Origin of the sequence: Vibrio litoralis DSM 17657 (assembly GCF_000426765.1) — a bacterium.
In the GTDB taxonomy this organism is placed as follows: domain Bacteria; phylum Pseudomonadota; class Gammaproteobacteria; order Enterobacterales; family Vibrionaceae; genus Vibrio; species Vibrio litoralis.
Genome location: NZ_AUFZ01000007.1, coordinates 21,950 through 35,665, shown reverse-complemented (window position 1 = coordinate 35,665; position 13,716 = coordinate 21,950). Strand labels below are relative to the sequence as shown.

General features: G+C 42.2%; 11 protein-coding genes and 1 rRNA gene. 1 reads left to right on the top strand and 11 read right to left on the bottom strand.

All coding sequences use genetic code 11. The annotated features are described in order from the left end of the window. From K358_RS0102895 to dusA, 7 genes are all read right to left on the bottom strand, one after another. A 16S ribosomal RNA gene (locus K358_RS0102895) occupies window positions 1–198 on the bottom strand; the annotation flags it as partial. Between the two features lie 700 nt (window positions 199–898). Continuing rightward, entirely contained in the window at window positions 899–1,681 is a 783-nt protein-coding gene (locus tag K358_RS0102890) for a phosphoadenylyl-sulfate reductase (RefSeq protein WP_027695416.1), read from the bottom strand. Next, the gene (gene cysI / locus K358_RS0102885) at window positions 1,674–3,401 is read right to left on the bottom strand and encodes an assimilatory sulfite reductase (NADPH) hemoprotein subunit (RefSeq protein ID WP_027695415.1); all 1,728 of its coding nucleotides are present in this window, start codon (window positions 3,399–3,401) and stop codon (window positions 1,674–1,676) included. The genes K358_RS0102890 and cysI overlap by 8 nt, the downstream gene beginning before the upstream one ends. After that, complete coding sequence (locus K358_RS0102880) at window positions 3,401–5,215, bottom strand: assimilatory sulfite reductase (NADPH) flavoprotein subunit (protein ID WP_027695414.1); 1,815 nt, start codon at window positions 5,213–5,215, stop codon at window positions 3,401–3,403. The genes cysI and K358_RS0102880 overlap by 1 nt, the downstream gene beginning before the upstream one ends. A gap of 218 nt (window positions 5,216–5,433) precedes the next feature. Further along, window positions 5,434–5,664, bottom strand: coding sequence for a hypothetical protein (locus tag K358_RS0102875; protein ID WP_027695413.1), 231 nt, complete (start codon window positions 5,662–5,664; stop codon window positions 5,434–5,436). A 103-nt stretch (window positions 5,665–5,767) separates the two neighbouring features. Further along, window positions 5,768–5,980: an envelope stress response protein PspG gene (locus K358_RS0102870; RefSeq protein ID WP_027695412.1), complete on the bottom strand. Its 213-nt coding sequence runs from the start codon at window positions 5,978–5,980 to the stop codon at window positions 5,768–5,770. A 176-nt stretch (window positions 5,981–6,156) separates the two neighbouring features. Continuing rightward, window positions 6,157–7,143 (bottom strand): tRNA dihydrouridine(20/20a) synthase DusA, encoded by a 987-nt coding sequence (gene dusA, locus K358_RS0102865; protein WP_027695411.1) that lies wholly within the window; start codon window positions 7,141–7,143, stop codon window positions 6,157–6,159. A 93-nt stretch (window positions 7,144–7,236) separates the two neighbouring features. Between dusA and zur the strand changes: the two genes are divergently transcribed. Then, a complete protein-coding gene (gene zur, locus K358_RS0102860) occupies window positions 7,237–7,695 on the top strand; it encodes a zinc uptake transcriptional repressor Zur (protein ID WP_083962732.1) in 459 nt (152 codons plus the stop codon). A 107-nt stretch (window positions 7,696–7,802) separates the two neighbouring features. Here the strand turns inward: zur and pgi are convergent, their stop codons facing one another. The 4 genes from pgi to K358_RS0102840 all read right to left on the bottom strand — a co-directional run bounded on the left by pgi (window position 7,803) and on the right by K358_RS0102840 (window position 13,633). Beyond that, the gene (gene pgi / locus K358_RS0102855; RefSeq protein WP_027695409.1) at window positions 7,803–9,455 is read right to left on the bottom strand and encodes a glucose-6-phosphate isomerase; all 1,653 of its coding nucleotides are present in this window, start codon (window positions 9,453–9,455) and stop codon (window positions 7,803–7,805) included. Between the two features lie 265 nt (window positions 9,456–9,720). After that, the gene (locus tag K358_RS0102850) at window positions 9,721–11,034 is read right to left on the bottom strand and encodes a BamA/TamA family outer membrane protein (protein WP_027695408.1); all 1,314 of its coding nucleotides are present in this window, start codon (window positions 11,032–11,034) and stop codon (window positions 9,721–9,723) included. A 34-nt stretch (window positions 11,035–11,068) separates the two neighbouring features. Continuing rightward, window positions 11,069–12,154 (bottom strand): alanine racemase, encoded by a 1,086-nt coding sequence (gene alr, locus K358_RS0102845; RefSeq protein ID WP_027695407.1) that lies wholly within the window; start codon window positions 12,152–12,154, stop codon window positions 11,069–11,071. An 84-nt stretch (window positions 12,155–12,238) separates the two neighbouring features. Then, window positions 12,239–13,633 carry a replicative DNA helicase gene (locus K358_RS0102840; RefSeq protein ID WP_027695406.1) on the bottom strand — a complete coding sequence of 465 codons (1,395 nt, stop codon included), beginning with the start codon at window positions 13,631–13,633 and terminating at the stop codon, window positions 12,239–12,241. Window positions 13,634–13,716: the final 83 nt, after the last annotated feature.

Sequence of the window (13,716 nt, the reverse complement as noted above, 5' to 3'; positions counted from 1 at the left end):
CTTTGCTCCAAAGAGATTATGCGGTATTAACAGTCGTTTCCAACTGGTATCCCCCTCTACTGGGCAACTTCCTATGCATTACTCACCCGTCCGCCGCTCGACGCCGAAGGTGCAAGCACCTTCTCGTTTCCGCTCGACTTGCATGTGTTAGGCCTGCCGCCAGCGTTCAATCTGAGCCATGATCAAACTCTTCAATTTAAGATTTTGTGACTCAACGAATACTGACTTCAAAACTATTCTTCTTAAAAAGAAGAAGTAACTTTAAAGCTATTACCATTCCAACAGAATGGTAATGAATTGACTGTGCCGCTATTATTACTTTCACTTTAAAAAGTGAAACCAAACGAGCTCAAGGCTGTTTTTCATAATAGCAATTTGGTCACTCAGTTCATTGAAATCATTGTTGCTTCCTCTCTTCGTTAAAAGAGACGAGCTATATTGATTATCATCAACGAGTGCCCACACAGATTGATAGGTTTAAATTGTTAAAGAGCGTTGTTCTTATTGAAAGCACTTGGTGCATCCCGTTGAACAGGGCGGCCATTTTAGCGATTTAAAAGTTCGTGTCAAACACTTTTTTAAAACTTTTTTCGCAAACCTTTTTGAGAAGATTTTGACCTCTAACTCGCAGCGCCGTTAGGCTGTGTGCTCCGTGTCAGTGAGGTCGCATTATAGAGATCCAAATCACATTGGCAACCCTTTTCTTTAAAAAACTTTAAAAATATAGCTTAGATGGTCACTTTCCGCCCAAAGCCTTATTTATACCACTTTACCCTTACCTTAATAACAAGTTATCCACAAAATAGGGGGAATTTAGCTACTGTTCTAAATGAAAAGAGGCTATCACCAATGTGTATAGCCTCTTCTTTATATATAAATAAACGCTTAAGGTTAGGTTTTATATTCCAGAACCATTTTGTTGTTGCTCAGGATCATCTTCATGGAGACCGCATTCCCGCTTCAAACCAAAGAATCGTGTTTCTTCTTCTGTCATTCCTGGTTCCCATTTGCGAGTAGTATGAGTATCTCCAACAGAAAGATAACCTTTCTCCCATAATGGGTGATAAGACAATTCATGTTTTTCTAAATATTGATGTATCTCTTTATTACTCCAATCGATGATCGGTAAAAACTTAAAAACACCATTTTGAACCGCAAGAATAGGTAGCCCATTACGTGTATTTGATTGCTCACGTCTCAAACCTGAAAACCAAGTAGAAACATTCAGCTCTTTTAATGCACGTCTCATTGGATCTACTTTATTTATCCGGTTGTACTTCTCTATGCCATCGACACCTTGCTCCCAAAGTTTGCCATAAGAAGCTTCCTGCCAATTAGGGCTTTGCTCCGCTCGAAAAACTTGCAAGTTAAGACTAAGCTTTTCCTTTAACTCGTCAATGAATCGATAGGTCTCTGGGAATAGATACCCTGTATCTGTCAATATGACGGGAATGTCGGCTTTCGCTTGAGTTGCCAAATGCAACATTACCGCAGCTTGGATGCCAAAGCTTGAAGACACTGCAAACTCACCTTGCAAGTTTTCTAAAGCCCAGCGAATTCTTTGTTGAGCTGTCATTTCTTCAAGCTGAGCATTAACCTCTGCAAGCATCAAACTTTGCTCTACTTTATTAAGGTTAACGAGTTTTTCTATATTTAAACTCTTTTCTTGTGTACTAAGCATAGAAGTCCCTCTTAGAGATCACGACCTCATCAATAACACCAACACGAATCACAAAATCGCCGAACGCTTCTTTGTCTTCACGTTCTTTAGACCAGCGAGCCACCAGCTCATCGATCTCTTGCAGAATTTGTTTATCCGTAATGTTTTCTTTATACATCTTAGGAACACGGGTACCACTGCGGTTACCACCTAAATGTAAGTTATAACGACCTGGTGCTTTGCCGACTAAACCAATCTCAGCTAACATTGCTCGTCCGCAACCATTAGGGCACCCGGTTACACGTAAAACAATATTCTCTTCTTTCGGTAACTGATGCTTTTCTAAAATACCTTCCACTTCCGTAACAAAAGAAGGAAGGAAACGTTCTGCTTCAGCCATCGCTAATGGGCAGGTTGGAAACGCCACACACGCCATTGAGTTTTTACGTTGCTCACTAGTAGATGCATCCATTAGACCATGATTCACAGCAATACTTTCTATTAGTTCTTTTTGATCAGCGGATACCCCAGCAATAATCAAGTTTTGGTTTGCCGTAATGCGGAAGTCACCTTTATGTACTTTCGCCAATTCAGCCATACCTGTTTTAAGTGGTTTACCTGGGTAATCTAAAATACGACCATTCTCTATAAATAGAGACAAGTAGTGTTTACCGTCAATACCTTCAGACCAACCAATACGGTCGCCACGCTCAGTAAACTCATAAGGACGACTTGCTTCAAATTGACTTCCAGCGCGTTTTTCAACTTCCGCTTTAAATACATCAATACCAACACGGTCTAATGTGTATTTGGTTTTGGCATTTTTACGGTTAGAGCGGTTACCCCAATCACGTTGCGTCGTGACCACGGCTTCAGCAAACGCTAAAGTTTGATCAACAGGAATAAAACCAAAATCATCGGCACGACGAGGGTAAGTAGAGGTATCACCGTGGGTCATCGCAAGGCCACCGCCCACCAACACGTTAAAACCAATTAACTTACCGTTTTCTTCAATCGCCACAAAGTTCAAGTCATTGGCATGAACATCAACATCATTCAATGGTGGAATCGCAATCGTGGTTTTAAATTTACGTGGTAAGTAAGTGCGACCTAGAATAGGTTCTTCTTCTTGAACCGTACTATCGATTTTTTCCGCATCCAACCAAACTTCCGCATAACCTCGAGCATGCGGTAAAAAGTGTTCACTGATCTTCTTTGACCACTCATACGCTTCTTGATGTACTTCTGATTGATATGGGTTCGCTGTACATAGTACATTTCGGTTCATATCTGCCGCTGTACCAATCGAATCAATGCCAATTGAGTTAAGCGCTTTATGTACCTTCTTAATATTAGGCTTTAAAATGCCATGATATTGAAAAGTTTGACGCGTGGTTAAACGAATGCTGCCATATAAAGTATGTTCATCCGCCCACTTATCGACACCAAGCCATTGAGTTGGAGTAATCACACCAGCCGGCAAACGCGCGCGAACCATCAAAGTATGTAGCGGTTCCAGTTTTTGCTTGGCGCGCTCAGCTCGGATATCACGATCATCTTGTAAATACATGCCGTGGAAACGAATCAATGTAAAGTTATCGCCCGTCACTGCACCGGTAATTGGGTTTTGTAGATCTTCTGCAATCGTGCCACGTAAAAAGTTACTCTCGGTTTTTAAACGCTCACCATCAGAAAGTGGACCTAATACTTCACCTAATACTACTTGTTCTTTCGTGCTCATTAGTACACATCCCTTTGATAACGTTTTGCTTTGCGTAGGTCATTAATAAAGGCTTCTGCCTGCTCGCGACCTAATTTCCCTTGTTGTTCGGCAATTGAAATTAATGCTTCATGAACATCTTTGGCCATACGGTTCGCATCGCCACATACATAAAGGTACGCACCTTGCTGTAACCATTGCCATACTTCAGCGGCATTTTCTAAAATTCGATCTTGGACATATACCTTCTCAGCCTGATCTCGGCTAAAGGCAACATCGAGTTTTGTTAGCACACTTGATTTCAAATGCTTTTGCCATTCAACTTGATATAAGAAGTCTTGAGTGAAAGTGCGGTCGCCAAAGAATAACCAGTTTTTACCTTCGGCATCTCGCGCTTCTCTTTCTTGAATAAAGCTACGGAAAGGTGCAATCCCCGTTCCCGGACCAATCATGATCACTGGTGTATTATCGTCTTGTGGTAACTTAAAGTTATTATTGTGTTCAATGAAAACTTTAACGTTATCCCCTTCTTCCAAACGATGGGTCAGATAATGAGATGCACCACCATAACGAGTTTCTTCACCTTGCTGGTATTCAACCAGACCAACCGTTAAGTGCACTTCATCTTCAACTTCAGCTTGGCTCGAAGCAATTGAATATAGTCGCGGGGTTAATTTTCGGAATAGACTAGCGAGCTCTTCTGCGGTCAGTTTGGTTTTCTTTTCTTTTAAAACATCAATAATCTGAGTGTTACCAGCGTACTCACGCAGCTTATCTTTATCGTCCACCAGCTTTTGTAGCTTCTTACTACCAGATAACTCTGAATACTTTGTGACAAGTTGTGGGTTAGAGGCGGTAATTTCAAACTTATTAACCAGTGCACTATGAATAGAAATACTTTCGCCATCGAGCTCAATGCTTTCTATTCCAGATAAACCGACTTGCTCTAAAATCGCAGCAACCAGATCTGAGCTGTTTTCATACCATACTCCTAGTGCATCACCAGGTTGATAAGTGATACCTGAACCTTCAAGATCAATTTCAATATGTCGAACATCTTTACCTGAATCACGACCGGTAATCTTTTGACTAGTCAGTAAACTCGCAGTGTAAGGGGTTTGTTTATTCCAAGGGCTTTCAACATGTGCGCTTTGCCCTACCGGTAATTGCACCACTTGTGCATCACTCGCCGATAGCGTTTCTTTTACTTTTTCTAATGCTTGTTTACGCCACTCACTCGCCGGAGCTTCATAATCAACATCACAATCCAGACGATCAAGGAAAGCCGTTGCACCGAGCTTGCTTAAGTAGCTATCGAAATCTTTACCGGTTTGGCAGAAAAACTCATAGCTAGAATCACCTAATGCAATGACGGCATATTTTAAGTTAGATAATTTAGGGGCTTTTTTCGATTGCAGAAATTCATGCAACTCAATCGCATTATCTGGCGCTTCCCCTTCACCATTGGTTGAGGCAACAATAATGACATGAGTTTCTTTGGCGAGATTCTTACCTTTGTAGTCACTAGCATCGAATAGTTCTACCGCGATACCATTAGCATCGGCTTCATTTTTTAACGCTTCAGCGACACCTTTGGCATTACCCGTTTGCGAGGCATAGATAATAGTCAATTTGCCAGCAGGCTCAGCGGCGACTGAAAGTTGAGATTGACTCGCGCCCGCGGCTGCTGGTTGTCCGGTCTGGCTTAGCCCCCAGAAGTAACCACTCACCCACGCAAGCTGCTGCGGTGATAACTCAGACATAGCCTGCTGCAATTGACCGATTTGCTGATCATTGAGCGGACTTGCCAAAGCAGAAAGATCCTTAAGTAACATGTCACGACATCCTATCTTTTATATAAGCTCAAACGTTCTCAATTCAGGTGGGAACATTTAGGGATACAATATTATTGCTTCATGACAATAGATTAACGACTCTGATGAATCGCGAGAAAGAATTGATAAGTATGTTTTATAACTTTTTGGAAATAAGAAAGGAGAGGAATAATAAAAGCAGAGAAAAAAATAGCCATTAGCCCGCTGTTTCTTAATGACTATTTGTTAGCAATGCGAACTTGTTTAAAGCCTACATCTAAAGCAGAGCGAGAAGCTTCATCGGCATCTTGATAATGACACTCTTTTCCGTGCTCATCCGTCAGCAACACTAAGCCGCCTCTATTATGGCGAAATTCGACAATCCAACTTTCCTCTTCAATAGAGGACTCAATAATCGCTTCAATCAATTGCTTATCTTGATATAAACGGCGAAGTTCTGTCACGGTCATGATGTGCCCTTCCATGTCACTCACAATGCTCACTATTAATCATGGCGCAAATTTCAGAACTTGCTAGTTTGACAGCTAAATTCCCCTCCTGCTGTCAAAAAAATTAATAAGAGCTTGGCTTATTGTAGTGTTTATAAATATACAAACCTATCAACGCAACAATGATCCAAGGCAGTAGTTTTATCACCGCCCCTACCATGCTCACGATAAAGGCAAACACGAGTGCAGCCGCTAAAGCGATAAAGAAAGTCACCATGGTTACACCCGTGAACATCAACATGCCGATAAAAACGAGAATACAAAGCAGTTCAAACATAAATGGTCCTATTTAATCAAAATCAGATATTGCACCTAACTATGCAGATTACGCGCCAAGTTTAACAAAATATAAAGACTTAAGATTCAGCAACTTAAAGACGAAAGGAAAAGGCAAGATAATAAAAAAGCGGATTTAACCAATAAAAGGCCAAATCCGCCACTGTAGAAGTGAGATTAAACGTCTAATTCTGCTGGAATTTTGGCTAGTGCCGCTTCAACGACTTCAATACCCGCACCCGGTTTATGCGCATTTTCACTAATATAACGTCGCCATTGACGAGCGCCTGGCATTGCTTGGAATAAACCTAGCATGTGACGAGTGATATGACCTAGGCTAGCACCGGCCGCCATTTCTTGTTCAATGTAAGGCAGCATTTCTTGTACTACCTGACGACGTTTCTTAATTGGCTTATCACTGCCAAATATTTTCTGATCGACTTCGGCTAACAAATAAGGATTTTGGTAAGCTTCACGCCCAACCATCACACCGTCAAGATGCTCTAAATGAGCTAATGAATCCTCAATGGTTTTCACGCCACCATTAATCGCAATCGTTAAATCAGGAAAATCTTGCTTAAGTTGGTAGGCGCGAGGGTAGTCCAGCTCTGGAATTTCACGGTTCTCTTTAGGACTTAATCCACTTAGCCACGCTTTACGAGCATGGATGGTAAATTGATCAACGCCGCCCTTTTCGCTCACCATAGCAATAAAGCGAGTTAAAAATTCATAGGAATCTTGATCATCAATACCAATACGCGTTTTTACCGTAACAGGAATATCCACCACTTCACGCATCGCGGCCATGCAGTCAGCCACCAGCTCAGGTTCCGCCATTAAGCACGCGCCAAATTTACCATTTTGTACACGATCGGAAGGACAACCGACATTTAGGTTCACTTCATCATAACCACGCTCTTGGGCAAGCTTGGCACAATGGGCTAAATCAACAGGGTTGGAACCACCAAGTTGCAACGCCACCGGATGCTCTTGTTGGCTAAATTGCAGAAAATCCCCTTTGCCATGAATAATCGCACCGGTTGTAACCATTTCAGTGTATAACAACGTATGCTCAGATAATAAGCGATGGAAGTAACGGCAGTGGCGATCAGTCCAATCGAGCATTGGCGCAATAGAAAAACGTTGCATTGGGTAATTGTTCATAATGGTATATGGGATAAATATCTCTGACTTATTTGGCCAAATATTTTACCATAGGCAGCAAAGGCGTACACCAATGAAAATTAAGGTTAACAGATTTTGAATAAACGTTTGATCCAACAAGTCACGGACCTTTGTCAACAACGAGGGGTTCGCCTCACCTCGCAGCGTCAGCAAGTGCTTGAATTAATTTGGCAACAAAAAGGCTCTTCGACGGCTTATGAGTTACTCGATAAACTCAAACAAACCGAACCTCAAGCAAAGCCACCGACAGTTTATCGCGCATTAGAGTTTTTGCTTGAGCAGGGATTTATTCATCGGGTGGAATCAACCAATAGTTTTGTATCATGCTGTTTTTTTGATGAGCATGATTGTCACGGTAGTAATAAACACTTTTCACACTTACTGATTTGTGACCAATGTGGTGATGTCAGTGAGCTTCAAGATGAAGCCTTGATTGAATTGCTGACCAAAAATATAGCTCAGCATGGATTTAAACTCACTAACCATGTCATCGAAACACATGGAATTTGCCAAAATTGTCAATCTAGCTAGCCTTCACTATCCTTCATAGCAAAATTTACACATAAAAAAAGAGAAGCCCAATTTGAGCTTCTCTTTTTAATATCAGTTTGTAAATAACTTACGTTTTAGTTAATCGCTTAAGCTTTAAAAGCTTTGAATGCGTTAATCAAGCCATTAGTTGAACTATCATGCGAGTCTACCGCATTGCTGTCAGCCAACTCAGGCAAGATTTGGTTAGCAAGTTGCTTACCTAGTTCTACGCCCCACTGGTCGAAACTGAAGATATTCCAAATCACGCCTTGAACAAAAATCTTATGCTCATACATCGCAATTAAGTTACCTAGTGTTTTAGGCGTAATTTGCTTAACCAAAATAGAGTTAGTTGGGCGGTTGCCTTCAAACACTTTAAAGTTCACCAAATCTTTCACTTCTTCAGCAGATTTACCTGCAGCGGCAAATTCCGCTTCAACTTGCTCTTTTGATTTACCAAAAGCTAGAGCTTCGGTTTGAGCAAAGAAGTTAGACATTAATTTCTGGTGATGATCGCTTACTTGGTTATGGCTGATCGCTGGCGCAATGAAATCACATGGGATTAACTTAGTGCCTTGGTGGATCAACTGATAGAAAGCATGCTGACCGTTAGTACCCGGCTCACCCCAAATGATTGGGCCAGTTTGGTAATCAACTGCATCACCATTACGGTCAACATATTTACCGTTTGATTCCATGTTACCTTGTTGGAAGTAAGCAGCAAAACGGTGTAGGTACTGATCGTAAGGCAGAATAGCTTCTGATTCCGCGCCGTGGAAGTTGTTGTACCAAATACCAATCAACGCCAAGATCACAGGAATGTTGTTTTCAAATTCAGTATTAGCAAAGTGCTTATCCATCTCATGAGCACCTTCCAATAACTCAATAAAGTTATCAAAACCAACCGCCAGACAAATAGAAAGACCGATTGCCGACCATAAAGAATAACGACCGCCAACCCAATCCCAGAATTCAAACATGTTATCCGTATCAATACCGAACTCTGCTACTGATTTTGCATTAGTAGAAAGCGCCGCAAAGTGTTTAGCAACATGTGCAGAATCTTGCGCAGTCGCTAGGAACCAGTCACGTGCACTGTGTGCATTAGTCATGGTTTCTTGCGTAGTAAAGGTTTTTGATGCCACTAGGAACAAAGTCGTTTCTGGGTTCAAGTTCTTTAGCGTTTCAGCGATATGAGTGCCATCCACGTTAGACACAAAGTGCATATTCAAACGTGTTTTATAAGCGGCTAATGCTTCAGACACCATGTAAGGACCAAGATCAGAACCACCGATACCGATATTCACTACATCCGTGATTTCTTTACCGGTATAGCCTTTCCACTCACCCGATACGATACGGTTAGTAAAGCTTTCCATTTTCGCCAGCACAGCATTTACGCCAGGCATGACATCTTCGCCATCTACCATAACCGGTGTGTTGCTACGATTACGTAAAGCAGTATGTAAAACGGCGCGACCTTCAGTTTGGTTGATCTTATCGCCAGCAAACATTGCTTGAATCGCTGCTTTAAGTTCAGTTTGCTCAGCAAGGGCAAATAAATGAGTGAAGGTTTCTTTATCCAACAAGTTTTTAGAGTAGTCGACTAAAATGTCGGAGCCAAATGTTGCAGAAAATTGATTAAAACGATCGGCATCTTGAGCGAATAAAGCAGCCAGTTCCATATCTTGTGCTGATTCAAAATGCTCAGTTAGCGCTTTCCACGCTGCCGTTGTGGTTGGATTGATATTTTTCAACATTACTCATTCCTGATAAGTCTATTGGATTTACTCAGAACAAAAAACTGTCGCGTTTATTCAAAACGTGATCGTTAATTGCCTGCCCCGATACAAAACAAGCTTAGCCGAATAAATAGGCTCAACTTAAAATTTCTTACACTGCTATTGAAGTCACTTAGGTATAATTATCGCAGTGATTTATGTGATCTATATTGCCTTATGTCAGTTTAAATAAAAGTGATGACTAAAGAAATCAACAAATAACAACTTCAATGAAATAACCATTCTAAAACGGCTGATTGACCATTACACGGAACATACTTTCTTCATCACCCCATGCCATTTCAGCGCGAACCACCACACCTTCAACCTGAAAACGTACTGCGCCGCCGTAGCTCACTTGCATATTTTCATGCAGTTCCGATACATCATACTCATCGGCTACTCGACCAACATCGGTAAACAGTACCCATTGCCACCACGGCACTTTGTACCAATCAAATACAGGCCAGTTTTGTAATGGCTGCCAATCCGGCATTACTCGATACTCTAAACTATAGTTAATCGCCGCGCGGCCAGTGAATCGACCGGAAGAAAAACCACGTTGACGATATAGACCACCTAAGCGTACTCCGGCATATTCCGGTGGACGATGTTCACCATCAGAGCCTTGTTCCCAACTAGGTGTACCAGCCGTGTAAAAATCAAAAGCGATGACTTGTTTGTTAAATAAGTTACCAAGAGAGCCAATATCAAAGTACTGACTATTTTGAAATTCCCAAGTGCTCCATGATTCGTCATTACCTAAATCGGGGGCATAGGTGTAATTAAATACAGTACGAGAACCTTGAGTGGTATTGCGAGTACTGTCTCTGTTATCCCAATCAAGACTAAAAATCGCCCCCCACGTAGAGTCGGCTTCATCATAGTCAATATCATCTAGCTTGCGGGTTTTATAAAAAGGCGAAATACCAAGGGTAGTCACACCACTATCCCAAGGAGTCATTCCGGTGAGTTTGCGGTTAGGTAAATAGCTAGCTTTTGCTGCGTCTTCTTTTCCCTGCCCTAACGGCAAAACATAACGAAACTTAGCTTGAATTCGAGATTCCTGACCATCGGTTTCAATATAGTCATTAAACTCAGAATCGTTATTAGTCGCATCCCCTAGGTAATAGCTATAGTCTTTAAACTGAGCAATATAGGCATCTGAATCCACCAACCAACGATCACTTAATTGATAGTTATAACCACCTAAATAAGTAACATAACTGCCTTTATCTGAAACAAACGTTACTCCTAGCAATGCAGCTTGAGGCTGGCCGACACCTTTAAGTAATCCCGCCGCCCCAATTGAGTTGCCAATCGAATCAGAAATAAAGCCAAATGGCACGACTTTAAAATCGGAGTACCAAGAGTCGTCCTTGCTGCCCTCACTAGTATCAGATGGTGATTGAGAGGTTTCAGATTGCTCAACGTCGGCGTTTGGCTCTGCGGGTTGAGACAATTGAATATTCGGCTCTGCATAACTATTAACGGAATATAGCGTCAATAGTCCACAACAAAATAGACTACTCAATAACTGTCGCGCATTTCCCTGCATAAATGACATTCTCTTTTTCATCGTTCGATTATGGTTATTCAGAATAAAGTAGCGCAACACGCCCGGTTAATTTGGTCACTAGCTCATAAGCAATCGTACCAATATGATGAGCCACTTCTTCTGCTGGCAATCCACTTCCCCACAAAGTTGCCTCATCGCCCACTTTATCTTGACTATCCGCGCCCAATTCAACCGTCAACATATCCATAGATACGCGTCCAACTAACGGCACTCGACGTCCATTAATCAATAGCGGTGTACCATTTGGTGCGGTGCGTGGGTAACCATCACCATAGCCCATCGCAATCACACCCACTTTAGTATCTTGCTGAGCAGTCCAAGTTGCGCCATAGCCAACACTCTCTCCTGCTTTAACCTCTCGCACAGCAATTAATTGAGAGGTTAAGGTCATCGCAGGTTTAAAGCCTAAAGACTCAGCGGTTTGATTTTCAAAAGGTGAAATGCCATACAGAATAATCCCCGGTCTGACCCATTCAAGGTGGCTATCTGGCCAAGCTAAAATGCCTGATGAAGCGGCAATTGAACGCTCACATCCAGGTTCAGCTAATTGGGTAAATAACGTTATTTGTTGCATGGTGGCCGGATTATCAAGCTCATCGGCACAACCAAAGTGACTGATAAAGCGCAGCGGTTTCGCGACATTCGGGCAAGCATGGAGACGTTCAATAAATGCATTAAGATCTTCAGGGCGAACACCGAGTCGATGCATACCCGTATCAATTTTCAGCCATACATGAATAGGAGAAGCTAAGCTTACTTGCTCTAATGCAACTAATTGTTCTTCACAATGTAGCGCAGTATGAAGATTATTGGCTTGTAAGATAGGGAGTTCGGAGTCAGCATAAAAGCCTTCTAGCAATAAAATCGACTGACTGATCCCTGCACGTCTTAACTCTAAAGCTTCTTCAATTCTCGCCACGCCAAAATTATCAGATAACGACTCTAGCGCTAACGCGACAGGAACCGCGCCGTGGCCATACCCATTAGCTTTAACAATTGAGGTGATTTGGCTATTCGGTACCTTGAGCTTAATTTGCTCCAAGTTGTGACGCAATGCCGCTAAATCTATCTTGGCAGTCGCGGCCAGAGTTGGCTTCATTTCAGTATGTCCTTGAGATGCTAGGAGGGGTAATCGGCAATAAAAAATCAAGCTGACTAACAAAAGCCAGCTTGATTGTGTTATTTATTCATCATCAAAAGCAGGGCCAGCGTAATTATCAAAGCGCGAGAACTGACCTTGGAAAGTGAGTCGCACAGAGCCGATTGGACCGTTACGCTGCTTACCAATAATAATTTCTGCAATGCCTTTTAATGCGCTATCTGGATGGTAAACCTCATCACGATAGATAAACATAATTAAATCGGCATCCTGCTCAATCGCCCCAGATTCACGTAAGTCTGAGTTAATTGGACGTTTATCAGCACGTTGCTCCAAAGAACGGTTAAGCTGAGATAGTGCAACGACTGGAACATTTAATTCTTTAGCCAGCGCTTTAAGAGATCGAGAGATCTCTGAAATTTCCAAAGTACGGTTATCTTGCAAACCCGGTACACGCATTAATTGAAGGTAATCGACCATGATCATCGATAACCCACCGGTTTCACGAGCGACTCGACGTGCTCGTGAACGTAAATCGGTTGGCGTTAGACCAGAGCTATCATCGATGTACATATTCTTCTTCTGCATCAGAATACCCATAGTCGATGAAATACGCGCCCAATCTTCATCATCCAATTGACCGGTACGGATCTTAGTTTGGTCAACTCGTGACAATGAAGCCAGCATACGCATCATTAATTGTTCGGCGGGCATCTCTAGTGAGAAAATTAACACTGGCTTTTCTTGATCCATCGCAGCATTTTCACAAAGGTTCATCGCAAAAGTGGTTTTACCCATCGAAGGACGAGCGGCAACAATGATTAAATCCGATCCTTGCAAACCGGCGGTTTTTTTATTGAGGTCAGTAAAGCCCGTCGAAACCCCGGTCACCCCATCTTGTGGTGATTTGTATAATTCTTCGATTCGCTCAAGAGTTTTTTCTAGGATATTATCCACCCCTTGAGGGCCTTCACTTTCAGTAGTGCGCTCTTCAGCAATGGCAAACACTTTACTTTCTGCCATATCAAGTAAATCTGCCGAGCTACGCCCTTGAGGATCATAACCTGCATCGGCGATTTCATTCGCAATACCGATAAGGTTACGAACTAAGGCACGCTCACACACAATATCGGCATAGGCATTAATATTGGCAGCACTAGGCGTGTTTTTAGCAAGATCGGCTAAATAAGCGAAACCACCTACAGATTCTAGCTCTTCTCGTTGTTCGAGATGCTCAGATAAAGTGATAAGATCGAGTGGTTGGCTATTTTCTAAAATCGCTTTGATTGCGGCAAAAATAAGACGATGTGGTCGACTATAGAAGTCTTTTTCTACCACCTTGCCAGCAATCGAATCCCAGCGTTCATTATCGAGTAAAAGACCGCCGAGTACGGACTGTTCAGCCTCAAGAGAATGAGGAGGTACTTTAAGGGCATCAACTTGAGCGTCTACGATTTTGCGAGGTTTATTTTCTGCCATGGGACCACTTACTTGCGAAATGAGGTCGACTATTATAACTGAGTGTGCCGATTTGTAATCACACTATCGAATAAAAAAAGTTT

Coding starts and splice junctions, on each gene's coding strand:
- K358_RS0102880 (WP_027695414.1), bottom strand. CDS start 5,215: ATGTTACTTAAGGATCTTTCTGCTTTGGCAAGTCCGCTCAATGATCAG.
- K358_RS0102840 (WP_027695406.1), bottom strand. CDS start 13,633: ATGGCAGAAAATAAACCTCGCAAAATCGTAGACGCTCAAGTTGATGCC.
- K358_RS0102870 (WP_027695412.1), bottom strand. CDS start 5,980: ATGTTTGAACTGCTTTGTATTCTCGTTTTTATCGGCATGTTGATGTTC.
- K358_RS0102850 (WP_027695408.1), bottom strand. CDS start 11,034: ATGCAGGGAAATGCGCGACAGTTATTGAGTAGTCTATTTTGTTGTGGA.
- pgi (WP_027695409.1), bottom strand. CDS start 9,455: ATGTTGAAAAATATCAATCCAACCACAACGGCAGCGTGGAAAGCGCTA.
- K358_RS0102890 (WP_027695416.1), bottom strand. CDS start 1,681: ATGCTTAGTACACAAGAAAAGAGTTTAAATATAGAAAAACTCGTTAAC.
- cysI (WP_027695415.1), bottom strand. CDS start 3,401: ATGAGCACGAAAGAACAAGTAGTATTAGGTGAAGTATTAGGTCCACTT.
- dusA (WP_027695411.1), bottom strand. CDS start 7,143: ATGAACAATTACCCAATGCAACGTTTTTCTATTGCGCCAATGCTCGAT.
- K358_RS0102875 (WP_027695413.1), bottom strand. CDS start 5,664: ATGACCGTGACAGAACTTCGCCGTTTATATCAAGATAAGCAATTGATT.
- alr (WP_027695407.1), bottom strand. CDS start 12,154: ATGAAGCCAACTCTGGCCGCGACTGCCAAGATAGATTTAGCGGCATTG.